Below are 16,267 nucleotides of genomic sequence, written 5' to 3' on the forward strand. Positions count from 1 at the left end.
CTCGACAGGTGATGAGCCGCGTTACCCCCCGTGGCCCCTTCTGTCTCACGATCCGTTGCCCGTTCGGGGCCGCTTTCCGGTCCATACCTGTCCCGGCCTACAGGCTCCACCTTCTTCCTCTTTCCGCGCCACTAGCAGGGCCAAGATAGTCCAGCAGGGCTTGGTCTAGCTGGACTGCTAGCCATCGCTCCTCAATAGTCCAGCACGAATTGATGTTGACTTTTTGGACTGTTTGTCCGAAAGGATCAATGAAGCTATTTGGACTACGGAGGCGCAAATGACCAATGCCAGCTATCGCGGACAGCTTGTCGGATATGCCCGCACCTCGACCACAGATCAGAAGGCAGGACTTGCCGCGCAGGTCCGGGACCTTGAGGCCGCTGGATGCGACAGGGTATTCAGCGAACAGACATCAGCGAAGGACGCTAAGAGGCCGGAGCTTCAAAGGGCGCTGGATCACCTCCGGGAAGGCGACACGTTCATCGTGACCAAGCTCGACCGTCTTGCCCGTTCGGTGGCTGATTTGGTGGCGATTGTCGGCACCCTGACGGCCAAGGGCGTGAGCCTCCGCATTCTCGCCATGAACCTCGACACCTCGACACCCACGGGGAAGCTCATGCTGAACCTCTTGGGGTCCATTGCGGAGTTCGAGCGGGAATTGATGCTGGAACGCCAGCGGGAAGGCATTGCCGATGCCAAGGCCAAGGGGAAGTACAAGGGACGCGCACCAACGGCCCAGAGAGAGGCCGAGAGGATCATTCAGCTACGGGATGAGGGAAAGACCGTCCCGCAGATTGTCGCCGCCACAGGGGCCAGCAGATCAAGCGTATTCGGCATCCTGAAAGAGGCAGGGAAGACGGGCAAGGCGGAAATAAGCTCCCTGTAATGGGACCAATCGTACAACCCGATCTTCCTTTGCTACACCCTCCGATGTCAGCCGCTTCTCCCACAGAAAATTTGTGGGTATCGGCACCATAAGAGGGAAAGTAGAATGAAGATCGCAGCCAATTCGACCGTCTCACCCGCACCGATAGCAGCCCTTACGGAAGCCGCAGAGTTCCTTATGTGCGCCGTTCGGGCGATGGCATGGGGTGCTGATGCGGACAGTCAGGAAGTTCGGCAGGTGGCCGCATGGGCCATGTCGAAGATCAAGGAAGCCGGGGTCGACCAATTACACCCTAGTTAAGGACGACACTCCCCGGATCAATTATTGATGTTGGACATGGGACATGGTGGACATCAGTGGGGGTAGGGGGCAGGTCCGGCACTCATGGGAACCCATAGTGGTGACGTATCGAGACACCCACGGGGATAGCTCCTCCTTGTTCCTCCCTCATCATTCATGATCGATCATCCCAATGCAGGGGGAGCAGAAGAGCAATTACACCCTAGTTAAGCTCTCTCGTCCTCATCCTCCTCACCTTCATCATCACGCATCGAAACACGACGCAAGCTCCTCTTGTCCTTGATCGGGAGGGGCTTTCGTGGCGTTTCAGGGTCATGAACGTCAACCGGAAGTGATGACGATTTCCATGCCCTGTTCGGCTTCAACTCCGGGCAGGGCTCTCTTCCTAGTGCTTTGAACACTAGCGTCCGTGTCTCCCTATCTGTTCGGCAGAAGCGAGATAGCGTCCGTCAAGTTGGTGTAATTTCGGGTGTAGGACCGGGCCGTCATGATCAGGCGGCTCTGGGTGTAATCTGAAGTGTAGTTTCCTCTTCGATTGTTGGTGGGTTTAGCTCGGCCATTGCCTCGACCTGCATGTATCGGCTCAGGAGCTGCCATTCGTCGTTGGCTTCGAGCAGAACCGCGCCGATGAGGCGAACGATGCTGTCCTCGTTGGGGAAGATGCCGACGACATCGGCACGGCGCTTGACCTCCTTGTTGAGGCGTTCGAGTGGATTCGTTGAATGTAATTTCGTGCGGTGCTGGGCGGGGAAGGCCATGTAGGCCAGCACGTCGGCTTCGGCATTGTCCATGAAGGTACCGAGCTTGGGCCATCTGGCGCGGAGCTGGTCGGCGACATGCCGCCAGGTCTGCACGGCATTGTCATGGTCGGGCTGGATGAAAGCCTGACGGATCGCGGCGGCGACCATGGTGTGCTGGCCCTTGGGAACGTAGGCCAGCGCATTGCGTGTCGCATGAACACGGCAGCGCTGCCATGTCGCGCTGAGGATACGGGTAATGGCCGCTTTCAGCCCTTCATGGGCATCGGAGATGACCAGCTTGACGCCGGTGAGGCCTCGGCGGACCAGATCACGCAGGAAGCTCGTCCAGAACGGCTCGGCTTCGGAGGGGCCGATGTGCAGGCCGACAATCTCCCTCTTCCCGTCCGTGTTGACCGCCACCGCGATTATCGCCGCCACCGACACGATGCGACCGCCCTCACGCACCTTCAGATAGGTGGCGTCGAGCCAGAGGTATGGCCAGTCACCGGAAAGGGGGCGCTTGAGGAAGGCGTTCACCCGCTCGTCGATATCCTTGCACAGCTTGGAGACGGAGGATTTGGAGATGCCGGTCATGCCCATGGCCTGCACCAGCTCATCGACCTTGCGCGTCGAGACGCCGTTGATCCACGCCTCCTGGATCACGGCCACCAGCGCCTTCTCCACCATCTTCCTCGGCTCCAGAAAGCCGGGAAAGTAGGCTCCCTGTCGCATCTTCGGTATCTTCAGGTTCAGCGTGCCGAGCCGGGTGTCGAGCGAGCGGTCGCGGTAGCCGTTGCGCCATGTCTGGCGGCTGTCGCCACGTTCATAGCGCCCAGCGCCGATCAGGCCATCAACATCGGCTTCCATGATCAGTTGCAGCACGCTTTCGGCAATCGTGCGCAGAAAATCGCTATCGCCACTCTTCGCGGCAAGCTCGGAAAGAGCTAATCTGTCGTCGGTCATCGGGGTTCCTTTCGGCTGGTTGAAGCTTTGCAACTCCACCTTCTCCGACAGGCCCGGTGCCCACCTTGCGCTCAACGAATTCGGCAGCTCATTCTCCACCGCCGTTTCCACCTCAATGCGCCTCCGAAATTACACCACGTGCGCGGACGCTACCCAGAAGCGACACCGGCGCACCACATCGGCCCACCCATCCCCCACATCAGCCGACCTTTCGTCTCCCGGAGCTATCCGCAGGAGCGGGGTCTTCTTTTTACTCATTTGCATAAGGAGCCTCCGAAGGCATGACCTCGCAGAACAATCGCCCCCAGTTCACCTCTTACATCGATACCGAAGGCCGAAAGGTCATGAGGGTTCCGCTCGACAAGCGCGGCAAGGAACACGCCACCGTTCTTGAACGGGATTACCTGAACGTCCGCCGCAGTGGTGCCACCGGGACATGGATTGCCCACGTCGTGAACGGGCGCACCTACGTCCGAACGAACATCCCGACAGGAGCCGGTTACACCCTTGGCACGGTCGCCCGTATCATCACCGGAGCGGGACGCGGGGTCGCCATCCGATACGCTGACGGAAACCCTTTGAACCTCCTCCCGGAAAACCTTGTCTGGCGAAAGGGCAAGGCCAAGAGGTGCGACCATGAGATTGCTTTGGCAGGAGCCGCAGCATGATCGAGTTCGGCCCCGATAATCGCCCCTTCACCACCATATTCGCCACCGGCACGGGCCACAATCAAGCCGAGAGGAAACACCAAGCCTACGCGGAAAGCCTTGTCGGCATCGGCATTGGGATTTGCCGGAAGTGCAAGACCCGTTGCGCCTCCGGGCCGGGGTGGAAGGGGATTTGCACCCGATGCGCCGCAGCGGCAACGCACGTCCACACGAATGGGCCACCTGTTGCCACCATGAGCATCACACCAGCGGCACCTGTCCCTGTTCGGGGACTTGGTGAGACGGTTTCATCCATTGAACCTCCCCTAGACCGCCACGGCTTGGACGGACTGGAGGAGTGGTGACAGTGAAGACTGACCACCCCCGCAAGCTTCATATCCCGAACGATGAATGGATCAGGGACGATGACCCCGACAGGGACCGCAAGATGGCGGATCGTCTCTCCGGTCGCGAACCCGGCATGAGATCGATGCACGGTCCCAACGGCTTCGCCCAACCTCACCTAGCACCGGATTGGTGGCGCGAGAAACACGGCCTCCTCTCCCTCAATAACCCCAAATAACCCGCCCTACAGGGCCACAGAAGGAAACATATCATGACCCACGTCACCTACAGCAATGACACCTCCCCGGAAGAACTGGACGCCCTCAAGAGGGAATACGAGCGGATCAATCCTCGACAGGACGGCAAGCAGGTCGTCGGCGTCTACGTCAACGGCGGCGGTACTCAGATCGATACCGTTGATGGAAAGCAGGTCGTCCAGAAGAAGTTTGAAGCCTCCGTCGCCGTCAAATCGGCATTGCGTCCCGGTCACATCATGATCGGCGGCACGGAAACCACCATCGACGCCGCTCTAGCAGCCGGTCTCATCACCCGCGAACAGGCGGCATCCGGTTCTTTTAATCTGCCCGTCCAGCCACAGGCCAAGGCTGAAACGGGCGTAGAGGACAAGGCCCAGGAACAGGAACAGAAGGAGCCGGAGGAGCTTTCGGAGGCCGCACAGGCGGCAAAGGAAGCATCCGAGACGCTACAGGAGCTTGACGCCACGGTAGGCGCTGCGGCGGTCGATGCTGCCCTAGAGAACGTGATTGAAAGCGGCTATCTCCCGGAGGCTGATGAGCTACCGGAAGGGGCAGACCTTGGCCATGTCGTGAAGATTACGGCGGGTTATGTCGCACAGGCAAACAACGTCCTTGCCGATGTTCACGCGAACGTACCGCTCCTCATGGACTTCCTGTCTGACGACGAGTTGCGGGACGCCAGACGAGCCACCATCGGCAACGCCCCTGACAGCCTCCGAGACCTTGGCCGGATCGCGGTTGATCGGCTTGCCATGCTCCCGCAGACGAACCCGGAGCGGTTTGCCGAGCATCTGGAGGGGATGTCCCCTGCCGAGCGCAAGGCACTCAGGCGGACCCCGAACGGGGAATGGACGGTGACTGTCCCCGGTTATCCCGAAATGGGCTTTGGGGCCGCAGTACGGGCCGGGATCGTTCGCCTATGAGGGAGCTTGTCACCACGAAAGGGGCCGCGATTAGCGGTCCCTCTGCTTCCGGGAATAGCCTTGATCTGTCCAAGGGTGACGACAAAGCCAAACTCAAATTTGAGGTGGGGTATGCGGTCCCGATAGACGAACTGAGATTTCAGTCGGTCTCCCCCGATAGTGTCCCGGAAGTGTGCCGAGGGGTGCCCTTCATGACCTCCCTTGAAATCGCAGCGATGACAGGGAAGCGGCATTCCGATGTTCGCCGCGACATTCAGCGGGAGCTTGCCAAGATCGGAGAACCCGAACGCAAATTTGCGTCGGGGTATCTGGACGGCCAAGGCCAGCGCCGCCCATGCTACTGCCTCCCCGGAACCTACCTTCTCTTCATCGCATCGGCCTATGACGCCAAGCTGCGTTTCCAGATCATTCAGCACTGGGAAGCCCTGAACAACGGCGCAGCGCAGCCGGTCAGGGACGCCGCCAATGTTTTCGTCCAGCGTCTTGTGAACGGCGGACGCAAAGCCCGGATGCTGGAGCTTCAAGAGGCCGAACAGCGGGCAAGGCTGGACGGTAGGCTTCTGACGGCCAGAGAACGCAACCTCATCCTACTCCCCTGAAACCAACCAAAGGAACCGACATGACCTCAATCGAACGCCAGCCTTCCGAGGCCGAATTGTTCATCATTCACGGCACCGCCAATGACCGGCAGAAGGCCGACGAACGGGCCGCAGCACGGGCAGCAGCAGAGGCACGGAAACAAGCCGAACGGGACGCTTACACCGCCATGGTGGCGTCTATTGCCCGCCCTTGACGCGAGGTAATGGTGTGGCCCAACCACACCTTTCGAATTCCCCACACCCGCAGTGTGGGTAAGCCTGTCCCGTGCCTAGTGTGGTTTGCTCTACCTTGGACCTTCTCCTCGCCCTTGATGTAGGCCCCATCCTTCCTGATCGCCGGGAGGACTTCCTTCGTCACCCAGTCTTGGAAGGGCTTGGCTTCGGGCTTGTCGCTGCGGAGGACGAGCTTGTAGAGGCCACTTTCGGAGACAATCGAAACACGCTGCGGGCCTCCAAGGGTGTGTATCTGATGCACACCCTTTTCTCCGTCATCCAAATACCCAAGGGACCGAGTGGTGTTAGGCTTGCCGTTGGACCGGAGCCCCACTGTCAGAACTTTCAATGCGTCCTTCGCTACGAACCACGGCTCTCCCCCAATCGTCACCACCCTGATCTGGTGGCCTTTGAAGTCGAACAGGGAAACGTCAGGGGCGGCGGCAGCGAATGCCTTGTGGTGCGCCATTTCAGAAGCGTCTGCAAATTGGTCTGAAACATTGGTCTGAATTGGTCTGAGACCGAGACGAGCCGGTCGCCTAGTGGCTTGATTTTGCAGAAAAATCTTTAGTTCTGAGAAATTTGGTGGAGCTAAGCGGGATCGAACCGCTGACCTCTTGCATGCCATGCAAGCGCTCTCCCAGCTGAGCTATAGCCCCATAACGGGTCCGGCGGAGCCGGTTTCCGGGAACCGAAGCGGCGTTGCCGTTCGGTGTGGCGGCTTATTACTTCCGGGTTTCGGAGATGGCAAGCCGAAAAATGAAATCCGGCCGATTTTTTTGAAACCGGCCGGATTATCAAGGTCTTAAGCTTCGTCTTCGTCGCCGGTGACGCCGATGAGGTCGCTCATGTCGTCATCGTCGTCGTCTTCGTCCTGTTCCAGGAACGTGTCGTCGTCGTCGCCGTCGATTTCGACGTCGTCATCGCCGAGATCCGGCAGGTCGTCGCCGCCTGCTGCATCCTCGTCGGCGTCCTCGAGCGAGACGAGTTCGACTTCCGTGTTCTCGGTATCGACTTCGTTGGTGTCCTCTTCCTCTTCCTTCTCGAGAACGGCCGCAGCCGAGGTTTCCTCGAAGAAGGAGAGCGGATAGGTCTTGCCCGTGTAGGGCGAGACGATCGGGTCGCGGTTCAGGTCGTAGAACTTCTTGCCCGTTTCCGGGTCGATGCGCTTGGTGCCGAGTTCCGGTTTTGCCACTGTCAAAGCCTCTCAGGTGCCGTTCGTTTGTCGGCGGGGCCGGTGTTTCCGGCGCGTTGAAGGGGAAAATGATTAGCCGGACCCCATAATCGTCTTGGGCTATCCTGTCAAAGCCAAACTTTGCGGGAGCCGGCGACGGTCTTTCTGCCGAATGTTTTCGGGCGGGATGATGACGCTTTAAATCGTTTGTGATAGCAAGCCCGCACTTTCCCGGGCGATCCCGCCGGGGAACCGTGGAACTACAAGGAAGACGCCCATGTCGCACGGCGCCATCGCACGGCCCGCAACCGCCCGCAAATCCTCCGGCCTTTCCGGAACCGTCCGCATTCCCGGCGACAAGTCGATTTCGCACCGCTCCTTCATGTTCGGCGGCCTCGCCAGCGGCGAGACGCGCATCACGGGCCTGCTCGAAGGCGAGGACGTCATCAATACAGGCAAGGCCATGCAGGCCATGGGCGCGAAGATCCGTAAGGAGGGCGACACCTGGATCATCAACGGCGTGGGCAACGGCGCGCTGCTCGCGCCGCAAGCGCCGCTCGATTTCGGCAATGCCGGCACCGGCTGCCGCCTGACCATGGGTCTTGTCGGCGTCTACGATTTCGATTCCACCTTCATCGGCGATGCCTCGCTGACCAAGCGTCCGATGGGCCGCGTCCTCAATCCGCTGCGCGAAATGGGCGTGCAGGTCACCTCCGCCGAGGGTGATCGTCTTCCGGTGACATTGCGTGGGCCAAAAACGCCGACGCCGATCACCTATCGCGTGCCGATGGCCTCGGCCCAGGTGAAGTCCGCCGTGCTGCTCGCCGGCCTCAACACGCCGGGCATCACGACCGTCATCGAGCCGATCATGACGCGCGACCATACGGAAAAGATGCTGCAGGGTTTTGGCGCGAACCTGACGGTCGATACCGATGCGGACGGCGTGCGCACCATTCGGCTCGAAGGCCGCGGCAAGCTGACGGGGCAGGTCATCGACGTGCCGGGCGACCCGTCCTCGACGGCCTTCCCGCTGGTCGCGGCGCTGCTTGTGCCGGGCTCGGATGTTACCATCCTCAACGTGCTCATGAACCCGACGCGCACCGGCCTCATCCTGACGCTTCAGGAAATGGGCGCTGATATCGAAATCCTGAACGCACGCCTTGCCGGCGGTGAGGACATGGCGGACCTGCGCGTGCGCTCCTCGGCGCTCAAGGGCGTCACGGTGCCGGAAGACCGCGCGCCGTCGATGATCGACGAATATCCGGTCCTCGCCGTTGCGGCCGCCTTCGCCGAAGGCACGACCGTGATGAACGGCCTCGAGGAACTGCGCGTCAAGGAAAGCGACCGCCTTTCGGCCGTCGCCAATGGCCTCAAGCTGAACGGCGTCGATTGCGATGAGGGCGAAACCTCGCTCGTCGTGCGCGGCCGTCCGGATGGCAAGGGCCTTGGCAACGCCTCGGGCGCTGCCGTCGCGACCTATCTCGACCACCGCATCGCCATGAGCTTCCTGGTCATGGGTCTCGTTTCGGAGAACCCGGTGACGGTGGACGACGCGACGATGATCGCCACGAGCTTCCCGGAGTTCATGGACCTGATGAAAGGCCTCGGCGCGAAGATCGAGCTGCACGACACGAAGGCCGCCTGATGACCTTCACCATCGCCATCGACGGTCCCGCCGCCGCCGGCAAGGGCACGCTTTCCCGCCGGATCGCGGAGGAATACGGCTTCCATCACCTCGATACGGGGCTGACCTACCGGGCGACGGCGAAGGCCTTGCTGGATCGCGGCCTGCCGCTCGATGACGAGGCCGTTGCGGCCGATGTCGCCAGGCACCTCGATCTCGGTGGCCTCGACCGTTCCGTGCTGTCGGCCCATGCCATCGGCGAGGCGGCCTCCAAGATTGCGGTCATGCCTTCGGTGCGCCGGGCGCTGGTCGAGGCGCAGCAGGGTTTTGCGGCGCGCGAGCCGGGCACGGTGCTCGACGGGCGCGATATCGGTACGGTCGTCTGCCCGGATGCGCCGGTGAAGCTGTATGTTACGGCTTCGGCTGAGGTGCGCGCGAAGCGCCGCCACGACGAGATCGTCGCCGGCGGCGGGGTGGCCGATTACGGGACGATCCTTGAGGATATCCGCCGCCGCGACGAGCGCGATATGGGCCGGGCGGACAGTCCCCTGAAGCCCGCTGACGATGCGCACTTGCTCGATACCTCGGAAGTGAGTATAGAGGCGGCGTTTTCCGCGGCAAAGTCGTTCATCGACGCCGCGCTTAAGCGCTAGCAACGCCAGGAAAAGTGCGGAAGCGGTTTTCCGTCCGGTGTTGCGAAACATAAGAACAAGGCCTGTCCCCGCGCCGGATTTGCTGCCCAAGGGCAGCGGATGGAGCCTCGTTCATCACCAACGCTAACCCCCGGCGCCCGTGCCTTTGGCACATCAGGAGTTTCAATGTCTCAAGCAAACCCCACGCGCGAAGATTTCGCAGCCCTTCTGCAGGAATCCTTCGCCGCTAACGATCTCGCCGAAGGCTATGTCGCCAAGGGCATCGTTACCGCGATCGAAAAGGACGTCGCCATCGTCGACGTCGGCCTCAAGGTTGAAGGTCGCGTTCCGCTGAAGGAATTCGGCGCCAAGTCCAAGGACGGCACGCTGAAGGTCGGCGACGAAGTCGAAGTCTATGTCGAGCGCATCGAAAACGCGCTTGGTGAAGCTGTTCTCTCGCGCGAAAAGGCTCGCCGCGAAGAAAGCTGGGCCAAGCTCGAAGTCAAGTTCGAAGCCGGCGAGCGCGTCGAAGGCGTCATCTTCAACCAGGTCAAGGGTGGCTTCACCGTCGATCTCGACGGCGCCGTTGCCTTCCTGCCGCGCTCGCAGGTCGACATCCGTCCGATCCGCGACGTCACGCCGCTCATGCACAACCCGCAGCCCTTCGAAATCCTCAAGATGGACAAGCGCCGCGGCAACATCGTCGTTTCGCGCCGCACGGTTCTGGAAGAGTCGCGCGCCGAGCAGCGTTCTGAAATCGTTCAGAACCTCGAAGAAGGCCAGGTTGTTGACGGCGTCGTCAAGAACATCACCGATTACGGTGCGTTCGTCGACCTCGGCGGCATCGATGGCCTGCTGCACGTCACCGACATGGCCTGGCGCCGCGTCAACCATCCGTCGGAAATCCTGTCCATTGGCCAGCAGGTCAAGGTTCAGATCATCCGCATCAACCAGGAAACCCACCGCATCTCGCTCGGCATGAAGCAGCTCGAGTCGGATCCGTGGGATGGCATCGGCACGAAGTACCCGGTCGGCAAGAAGATCTCCGGCACCGTCACGAACATCACCGACTACGGTGCGTTCGTCGAGCTGGAGCCGGGCATCGAAGGCCTGATCCACATCTCCGAAATGTCCTGGACCAAGAAGAACGTACATCCCGGCAAGATCCTGTCCACGAGCCAGGAAGTCGACGTTGTCGTTCTCGAAGTCGACCCGACGAAGCGCCGCATCTCGCTCGGTCTCAAGCAGACCCTCGAGAACCCGTGGCAGGCCTTCGCGCACAGCCACCCGGCTGGCACGGAAGTCGAAGGCGAAGTCAAGAACAAGACCGAGTTCGGTCTGTTCATCGGCCTCGACGGCGACGTGGACGGCATGGTTCACCTGTCGGACCTCGACTGGAACCGTCCGGGCGAGCAGGTCATCGAAGAGTTCAACAAGGGCGACGTCGTCAAGGCTGTCGTTCTGGATGTGGACGTCGACAAGGAGCGCATCTCGCTCGGCATCAAGCAGCTCGGCCGTGACTCGGTCGGCGAAGCTGCTGCTTCCGGCGACCTGCGCAAGAACGCCGTCGTTTCGGCTGAAGTCATCGCGGTCAACGACGGCGGCATCGAAGTGAAGCTCGTCAGCCACGAGGACATCACGTCGTTCATCCGTCGCGGCGACCTGTCGCGTGACCGTGACGAACAGCGTCCGGAGCGTTTCTCGGTCGGCCAGACCGTCGACGCCCGCGTCCTGAACTTCTCGAAGAAGGATCGCAAGATCCAGCTTTCGATCAAGGCGCTGGAAATCGCTGAAGAGAAGGAAGCCGTCGCACAGTTCGGTTCGTCCGACTCGGGCGCTTCGCTCGGCGACATCCTCGGCGCGGCTCTGAAGAACCGCAACAACGCCGAGTAAGCCTTCGCTTACGAGACAGGAAGCCCGCGGAGAGCGATCTCCGCGGGCTTTTTCTTTGAGGGCTGATCAGGTCCAGTAGTCGCCGAGCTTCTGATAGAAGACGAGGCCGGGCTCGATGACGCCGACCATCTCCGCCGTCTTCTCGCGCCGGCGCGCCATGTCGGGGCTTTCCGGCTCCGGTTCCCCGCCGCCTTGGTCCTCCTGCGGCGCATCGCCGTCCTCTTCGCCCGCTTCATCGTCCTCGCCGGTCGCCTCGTCCTCACCGGCCTCGCGACTTTCCGGCCATGCAATGTCCTCTTCCGCCGGCAGGTAGGGCACGAAGGCGAGGGGAACGCCCTCGCGTGGAATTGCCGCGGCGGGTAGCCGCTCCGGCAGGGCGTCGGCCATCGCCGCGGATTGGGCGGCAGCCCGGGCCTGTGGCGCGGAAGTGGCCTCGTCCTGTTCGGCGGAGGGGTGCGGCGTCGCCGCTTCCGGCTCGCCGGCCTCTAGGTGGGGCTTGCCGGCCGCCTCTTCCGCGTGTTCGCTGGCGATCTGGGCCAGTTCCTGCTCGATTGCCGGATCGAAGGGGTGTTCGAGCAGCGCCCGGATGAAACTCGCCTCTTCCGGCGAAAGGTTCTCCATCAGTTGCGCCACCGCCTGCATGAGCTGGGCCGGGGGCACGTCGCGGGCGACGGCCTGCAGCACGCTGCGGGCAAGCGCCTGTCCGGCTGCGTTGGAAATCGGCGCTCTGGCCGGAATCTCTTCCCGTTTCAGCGTGGGGGAGGCTGCCTGAGCGTCTTCCGCGCCGCCCTGATGGCGGATTGCCGACTGGGCCGCGTCCGCCGGCCGCTGGTCGGTTGCTCTTGCGGCCGGGTTCGGCAGGCGGGGTTCTGCCCGTGCTGCGGTGTTCCCGGTGCTGGAGACGGCGTGTTCCGCATCGCCCGACGGTGCGGAGGCCTGGCCGGTCATGGCGCGCGGCTTGCTGCCGCCTTCAAGGTCGAAAATGCGCTTGAGCGCCGTCTGGAGTGCGCGGGCGTCGCCAAGCACCTGCATCGCCTGCTGGGGACCGTGGCGGCCAACGGCGGCAAGCTGCTGGGCGGTGAGGCCGACAGGCTTCTGCTGGCGCTCCCCGGCGGCTGGGTCGGCGGGCTGAAGGCTCGTCGCAAGCAGGTTGGCGAGCTTCTGCGCCTCCGGCCCGTTCGGATTGCGCACGATCTCCACGAGGCTGCGCGTCGGCATGGCGGAAAGCACGGTGCCGATCAGTTTCTCCACGCTCGGGCGAAGCTCCGGCGGCAGTCGGGTGATGATGTCGGCAAGCTTGCGGGCATTTCCGCCCTCGCCGTCGGGCATCGCCTTCAGCGCGGTCAGAAGCGCCTCCAGAAGCTCCCGGCCGGGATTGGGTTCGGCCGTGCGCGGCATGTGCTTGAGCATGGTTTCGAGCAGGCGCAGCAGGACCTCGGCCCTGAGATTGGCGAGAGCGGCGGCGGAGGCTGGCGGTGTGGCGGCGGCATCGGCCGCCGCACCCGCCGGCAGGGCGGGGGAGGGCTGCGATACCCCTGTCGTCGGTGCCACGCGCGGCAGCATGATGCCTCCTGTCCGTCCTTGCCGATGCGGTCCGCATCCCTGGCCTGCGAATGTTCCATCGTTCGTCGGATGGCGCATCATGCGCGACGCTGCGAGATGAAGAGCTTTCGGCCCGGAAAGCCGGGCATTTCATGCGGGGAGGCGGCGGCGGGGCCGGCGAAACACTGAACCGCTGACTGTGGCCGGACGGGACGCCCCGATACTCCGAACAACTACTCGTCGTTACAATTGGCATTTTATGGTTAATGAAACGCTAACGCCGCGAAAGGCGCTTCGCATATGCAGCATTCCGCGCGTAATTTCCCTTCCGCCACGGCCTTGCCCCTTATGCTCAGCTCGCGTAAATCTTGCCGGCACTGTCGGCCGCCGGGGATTTGCGGACCGCGGATGCGGCGGAGACCCCTCGATGAACCTCACCAACCTCATCCTCAACACCGACAGCTACAAGTTCAGCCACTACCTGCAATATCCGCCGGAAACCCGGGCGATCTCCTCCTATGTCGAGGCGCGCGGCCATTCCGACCATGCGGAAGTGCTGTTCTTCGGGCTTCAGATGTTCCTGAAGGAGTATCTGTCGAAGCCGGTGACGATGCGGGATGTGGACGAGGCCGAGGGTATCGTCACGGCGCATGGCCTGCCGTTCAACCGCGAAGGCTGGACCCATATCGTCAACAGGCACGGCGGCTTCCTGCCGCTGCTGATCGAGGCGCTGCCCGAGGGAACGATGGTGCGCCGCGGCGTGCCGGTGGCGCAGGTCGTCAACACGGACCCTGCCTGCTTCTGGCTTACCTCCTATATCGAGACGGCCTTCCTGCGCGCCATCTGGTATCCGAGCACCGTGGCCTCCAACTCGCGCAAGGTGAAGCAGATCATCCAGCCTTTCCTGGAAAAGACCTGCGACGACCCGGCCGCCGTCCTGCCCTTCCGCCTGCACGATTTTGGCGCGCGCGGGACCACGAGCTTCGAGCAGGCGGGCATCGGCGGCGCGGCGCACCTCGTCAATTTCCTCGGCACGGATACGGTGAGCGCTGTGCTTTACGCCCGCCGCTACTACGGCGCCGAGATGGCCGGTTTCTCCATTCCCGCCTCCGAGCATTCGACCATGACCTCCTGGGGTCAGGACCGCGAGGCCGAGGCCTATGGCAATATGATCGACAAGTTCGGCGGCAAGGGTCTCTATGCCGTGGTGTCGGACAGCTACGACATCAACAATGCCGTCGCGGAAATCTGGGGCAAGCAGCTCAAGGACCGCGTGCAGGCGGCCGGCGGCACGCTGGTCGTGCGCCCGGACAGCGGCGACCCGGTGGAAACGCCGGTGCAGGTCCTGCGCCAGCTCGCCTATGCCTTCGGCACGCATCTCAACGCCAAGGGCTACAAGGTGCTCGACAACAGCGTGCGCGTCATCCAGGGCGACGGCATCTCGCCCGCCGATATCGGCCTCATCCTCGGCCGCATGGAAGCCTTCGGCTTCTCGGCGGAGAACATCGCCTTCGGCATGGGGGCCGGGCTGCTCCAGCGCGTCAACCGCGACACCTATTCCTTCGCCATGAAGGCCAATGCCCGGCAGGATTTGGATGGCAACTGGCACGACGTCTACAAGCGCCCGGCGACCATGAACCTCAAGGCCTCGAAGGCCGGCCGGCAGGCGGTGGTCGAGGGCTATATCGGCCTTGAAGCCGCGCGTGTCGACCAGCTTGCGGGCCGGCAGAACCTGCTGCAGCCCGTCTGGCGCGACGGCGAGCTTCTCGTCGACTGGACGCTGGATGCGGTGCGCGCCCGCGCGGCCTGATCCCTTGCAGTCCGGCATTTCCCGCTCCATCTTGCATTTTAAGACTGGAGACGAGAGATGACGGTTCGCCCGCCGCAGGCGCTTGCCCCTTCCTTCACCAAGGAAACGGGCCTTAATATCCTCGAATACGAGCTAATGTCCGAGCGCGCCGATGCGCTGGGCCGGCATGGGCTGAAGGTCGAGAAGGCGCTGGCGCTGCTGGCGGAGCGTCTGGCCGCCGGCTGCGGGGAGGAAGAGCGCGAAGGCCTGCTCGACGATGCGGCCGATAAGGTCTGGGCCTTCTTCATCCAGCGCGAAATGTGCGGCCTGCGCAGCCAGAAGGATGCGGTCCGCCGTTATGGTATCCCGCCCGAGGTCATGGCTCGTCTCGGCATCGTGCGCCGCAAGCCTTGAGTCGCGATCCTAAGCGACGAGCTGGCGGGTGATCAGGTCGTAGATGCCGTTGTCGTCGACACGCAGCGCGAAGATGCCCTTCTTCGCCTCTTCCCGTTCCTGCTGCTCGATCACGCCCGCCGCATCGAGATTGCGGACGGCCTCGCCGGTGCTCTCGGCCGGTGTGTCCGTTTCGGCGGAGGCGTCACGATCGGACTTTACGGGGGCCTTCTCGGCGATCTCGGTCGCCTCCGCGCCGGCGGCGAGCAACTGGATCGTGTCGACGGCCTCGGTCGGCGTCCGGCCATCGGCCTTGCCCTTCACGGCGTCTTCATTGGCGCGGCCGACGGCATCCTGAAGCTTTTCGACGTCCTCGAGCTTCTCGCCGGCCTCCAGCTTGCCGATGGTTTCCTCGCGCTCCTTGCGCGTTTCCGCGTCCTCGACGCGTGTCGGGTCCCGCTTCGTGCGTTCGAGCTTCAGTTCCTCGATCGACTTCGGGTCCGCCGCGTCCTCGAGCCGGGCGAGAACCTTGCGCATTTCCGGCGTGAGCGCCTTTTCCTCCTCAGCCTTCTCCGCCAGCGCGTCCTTCACGCGCTGGGCCTCGGTGCCGTAGGGGTTGCGGATCGCGCCGATGATGTCGCTTGCGGAAAGACCGAGATCGGTGAGGCCGGATTTCCTCTCCAGCGTCGCGACGTCCGCCGGCAGTTCGCCACGCTCGCGTGCCAGCATGGCGGAAAGGCGCTGCTCGAAATTGGCGTCAGCCTCGTCCTCGCCCTGCGCCACGCCCGTTGCCAGCGCAAGGCGTGCAACGAGATTGGCGGCGGCATCGTCGGAAGGGCCGCTCATCGCCTCCTTGACGGAGGAGAGTGTGGTGCCGAGCGAGCGCAGGCTGACATCGAGCGTGGTGCCCTTGGCCGCAAGCCCGACGCTGTCGACGAGGGTGATCCTGTCGGAAAGGCGCTGGGCGAAGGCGCGGGCGGATTCGCCGTCCTGCTGGGTAATGCCGAGCGTATCGCTGAAGCGGGCGATCACCTTGGCGAGCGTCTCGCCGCCGCGGGCGTTGCTGCCGAAGAAATGTTCGTTGATGCGGGCGTTCGCCTGGCGCGCGGTATCGTCCGATTGCAGATGGGCCTGCTCGCGGATGTCGTCGTTCTTGCGCCCGCTCGCCTTCTCCGCTTCCTCGCGGCGACGATCCTCGATCGTCTCGACGATCGACTGCATGGCCGAGATGGCGGCGGTGGACTGCGCGCTCTGCAGCGGTGTCAGCATGGCAAACCTCCAGTCAACCGGAGGATAAGGCCGAGGCCGTTAACCGGGCGTTAAGCCTGCACCCGCGGATTTGCGGGG

16 protein-coding genes and 1 tRNA gene are annotated in these 16,267 nt (G+C 62.9%); 11 read left to right on the top strand and 6 right to left on the bottom strand.

Going from position 1 to position 16,267, the window contains the following annotated elements; all coding sequences use genetic code 11:
• The first annotated feature begins 277 nt into the window (after window positions 1-277).
• Together K8M09_RS01685 and K8M09_RS01690 are read left to right on the top strand one after the other, a co-directional pair.
• Window positions 278-886, top strand: coding sequence for a recombinase family protein (locus K8M09_RS01685; RefSeq protein WP_160787564.1), 609 nt, complete (start codon window positions 278-280; stop codon window positions 884-886).
• A gap of 105 nt (window positions 887-991) precedes the next feature.
• Window positions 992-1,186, top strand: coding sequence for a hypothetical protein (locus tag K8M09_RS01690; protein WP_160787563.1), 195 nt, complete (start codon window positions 992-994; stop codon window positions 1,184-1,186).
• Between the two features lie 491 nt (window positions 1,187-1,677).
• Here the strand turns inward: K8M09_RS01690 and K8M09_RS01695 are convergent, their stop codons facing one another.
• Window positions 1,678-2,889 (bottom strand): IS256 family transposase, encoded by a 1,212-nt coding sequence (locus tag K8M09_RS01695; protein ID WP_160788268.1) that lies wholly within the window; start codon window positions 2,887-2,889, stop codon window positions 1,678-1,680.
• A 281-nt stretch (window positions 2,890-3,170) separates the two neighbouring features.
• Between K8M09_RS01695 and K8M09_RS01700 the strand changes: the two genes are divergently transcribed.
• The 4 genes from K8M09_RS01700 (at window position 3,171) to K8M09_RS01715 (ending at window position 5,854) form a co-directional block, all read left to right on the top strand.
• Entirely contained in the window at window positions 3,171-3,557 is a 387-nt protein-coding gene (locus K8M09_RS01700; protein ID WP_160786964.1) for a hypothetical protein, read from the top strand.
• Between the two features lie 595 nt (window positions 3,558-4,152).
• Window positions 4,153-5,061, top strand: a complete 909-nt coding sequence (locus tag K8M09_RS01705) for a hypothetical protein (RefSeq protein ID WP_160786965.1) — start codon at window positions 4,153-4,155, stop codon at window positions 5,059-5,061.
• 191 nt (window positions 5,062-5,252) lie between these two features.
• Window positions 5,253-5,660: a Rha family transcriptional regulator gene (locus K8M09_RS01710; protein WP_160786966.1), complete on the top strand. Its 408-nt coding sequence runs from the start codon at window positions 5,253-5,255 to the stop codon at window positions 5,658-5,660.
• Window positions 5,661-5,680: 20 nt separating this feature from the next.
• Window positions 5,681-5,854, top strand: a complete 174-nt coding sequence (locus tag K8M09_RS01715; RefSeq protein WP_160786967.1) for a hypothetical protein — start codon at window positions 5,681-5,683, stop codon at window positions 5,852-5,854.
• On the opposite strand, the gene K8M09_RS01720 is transcribed toward K8M09_RS01715, so the two are convergent.
• The 3 genes from K8M09_RS01720 to K8M09_RS01730 form a co-directional block, all read right to left on the bottom strand.
• Window positions 5,818-6,501: a BRO-N domain-containing protein gene (locus K8M09_RS01720; protein ID WP_324256109.1), complete on the bottom strand. Its 684-nt coding sequence runs from the start codon at window positions 6,499-6,501 to the stop codon at window positions 5,818-5,820. The genes K8M09_RS01715 and K8M09_RS01720 overlap by 37 nt on opposite strands.
• A tRNA-Ala gene (locus K8M09_RS01725) sits at window positions 6,457-6,532 on the bottom strand. Before K8M09_RS01725 ends, K8M09_RS01720 begins: the two co-directional genes overlap by 45 nt.
• A 146-nt stretch (window positions 6,533-6,678) precedes the next feature.
• On the bottom strand, window positions 6,679-7,068 hold the full coding sequence (locus K8M09_RS01730; protein ID WP_160786969.1) for a TIGR02300 family protein: 390 nt from the start codon (window positions 7,066-7,068) through the stop codon (window positions 6,679-6,681).
• A gap of 256 nt (window positions 7,069-7,324) precedes the next feature.
• On the opposite strand from K8M09_RS01730, the gene aroA reads away from it, so the two are divergent.
• From aroA to rpsA, 3 genes are all read left to right on the top strand, one after another.
• A complete protein-coding gene (gene aroA / locus K8M09_RS01735; RefSeq protein ID WP_160786970.1) occupies window positions 7,325-8,692 on the top strand; it encodes a 3-phosphoshikimate 1-carboxyvinyltransferase in 1,368 nt (455 codons plus the stop codon).
• Window positions 8,692-9,324, top strand: coding sequence for a (d)CMP kinase (cmk, locus tag K8M09_RS01740; RefSeq protein ID WP_160786971.1), 633 nt, complete (start codon window positions 8,692-8,694; stop codon window positions 9,322-9,324). The genes aroA and cmk overlap by 1 nt, the downstream gene beginning before the upstream one ends.
• A 165-nt stretch (window positions 9,325-9,489) precedes the next feature.
• Window positions 9,490-11,196 carry a 30S ribosomal protein S1 gene (gene rpsA, locus K8M09_RS01745; RefSeq protein WP_160786972.1) on the top strand — a complete coding sequence of 569 codons (1,707 nt, stop codon included), beginning with the start codon at window positions 9,490-9,492 and terminating at the stop codon, window positions 11,194-11,196.
• A 66-nt stretch (window positions 11,197-11,262) separates the two neighbouring features.
• Here rpsA and K8M09_RS01750 read toward each other — a convergent pair whose 3' ends face one another.
• The gene (locus tag K8M09_RS01750; RefSeq protein ID WP_160786973.1) at window positions 11,263-12,759 is read right to left on the bottom strand and encodes a flagellar biosynthesis protein FlhF; all 1,497 of its coding nucleotides are present in this window, start codon (window positions 12,757-12,759) and stop codon (window positions 11,263-11,265) included.
• A gap of 406 nt (window positions 12,760-13,165) precedes the next feature.
• Between K8M09_RS01750 and K8M09_RS01755 the strand changes: the two genes are divergently transcribed.
• Both K8M09_RS01755 and K8M09_RS01760 read left to right on the top strand, forming a co-directional pair.
• Window positions 13,166-14,548 (top strand): nicotinate phosphoribosyltransferase, encoded by a 1,383-nt coding sequence (locus K8M09_RS01755; RefSeq protein ID WP_160786974.1) that lies wholly within the window; start codon window positions 13,166-13,168, stop codon window positions 14,546-14,548.
• Window positions 14,549-14,605: 57 nt separating this feature from the next.
• Complete coding sequence (locus K8M09_RS01760; protein ID WP_160786975.1) at window positions 14,606-14,941, top strand: DUF6665 family protein; 336 nt, start codon at window positions 14,606-14,608, stop codon at window positions 14,939-14,941.
• A 9-nt stretch (window positions 14,942-14,950) separates the two neighbouring features.
• Here K8M09_RS01760 and K8M09_RS01765 read toward each other — a convergent pair whose 3' ends face one another.
• The gene (locus K8M09_RS01765; RefSeq protein WP_160786976.1) at window positions 14,951-16,189 is read right to left on the bottom strand and encodes a hypothetical protein; all 1,239 of its coding nucleotides are present in this window, start codon (window positions 16,187-16,189) and stop codon (window positions 14,951-14,953) included.
• Between the last annotated feature and the right edge of the window lie 78 nt (window positions 16,190-16,267).

The sequence above is a fragment of the Shinella zoogloeoides genome (assembly GCF_020883495.1).
In the GTDB taxonomy this organism is placed as follows: domain Bacteria; phylum Pseudomonadota; class Alphaproteobacteria; order Rhizobiales; family Rhizobiaceae; genus Shinella; species Shinella zoogloeoides.

Excerpts from the sequence above, each read along its gene's own strand:
- K8M09_RS01685 (WP_160787564.1), top strand. The coding sequence starts at position 278 with ATGACCAATGCCAGCTATCGCGGACAGCTTGTCGGATATGCCCGCACC.
- K8M09_RS01690 (WP_160787563.1), top strand. The coding sequence starts at position 992 with ATGAAGATCGCAGCCAATTCGACCGTCTCACCCGCACCGATAGCAGCC.
- K8M09_RS01695 (WP_160788268.1), bottom strand. The coding sequence starts at position 2,889 with ATGACCGACGACAGATTAGCTCTTTCCGAGCTTGCCGCGAAGAGTGGC.
- K8M09_RS01700 (WP_160786964.1), top strand. The coding sequence starts at position 3,171 with ATGACCTCGCAGAACAATCGCCCCCAGTTCACCTCTTACATCGATACC.
- K8M09_RS01705 (WP_160786965.1), top strand. The coding sequence starts at position 4,153 with ATGACCCACGTCACCTACAGCAATGACACCTCCCCGGAAGAACTGGAC.
- K8M09_RS01710 (WP_160786966.1), top strand. The coding sequence starts at position 5,253 with ATGACCTCCCTTGAAATCGCAGCGATGACAGGGAAGCGGCATTCCGAT.
- K8M09_RS01715 (WP_160786967.1), top strand. The coding sequence starts at position 5,681 with ATGACCTCAATCGAACGCCAGCCTTCCGAGGCCGAATTGTTCATCATT.
- K8M09_RS01720 (WP_324256109.1), bottom strand. The coding sequence starts at position 6,501 with ATGGCATGCAAGAGGTCAGCGGTTCGATCCCGCTTAGCTCCACCAAAT.
- aroA (WP_160786970.1), top strand. The coding sequence starts at position 7,325 with ATGTCGCACGGCGCCATCGCACGGCCCGCAACCGCCCGCAAATCCTCC.
- cmk (WP_160786971.1), top strand. The coding sequence starts at position 8,692 with ATGACCTTCACCATCGCCATCGACGGTCCCGCCGCCGCCGGCAAGGGC.
- rpsA (WP_160786972.1), top strand. The coding sequence starts at position 9,490 with ATGTCTCAAGCAAACCCCACGCGCGAAGATTTCGCAGCCCTTCTGCAG.
- K8M09_RS01750 (WP_160786973.1), bottom strand. The coding sequence starts at position 12,759 with ATGCTGCCGCGCGTGGCACCGACGACAGGGGTATCGCAGCCCTCCCCC.
- K8M09_RS01755 (WP_160786974.1), top strand. The coding sequence starts at position 13,166 with ATGAACCTCACCAACCTCATCCTCAACACCGACAGCTACAAGTTCAGC.
- K8M09_RS01760 (WP_160786975.1), top strand. The coding sequence starts at position 14,606 with ATGACGGTTCGCCCGCCGCAGGCGCTTGCCCCTTCCTTCACCAAGGAA.
- K8M09_RS01765 (WP_160786976.1), bottom strand. The coding sequence starts at position 16,189 with ATGCTGACACCGCTGCAGAGCGCGCAGTCCACCGCCGCCATCTCGGCC.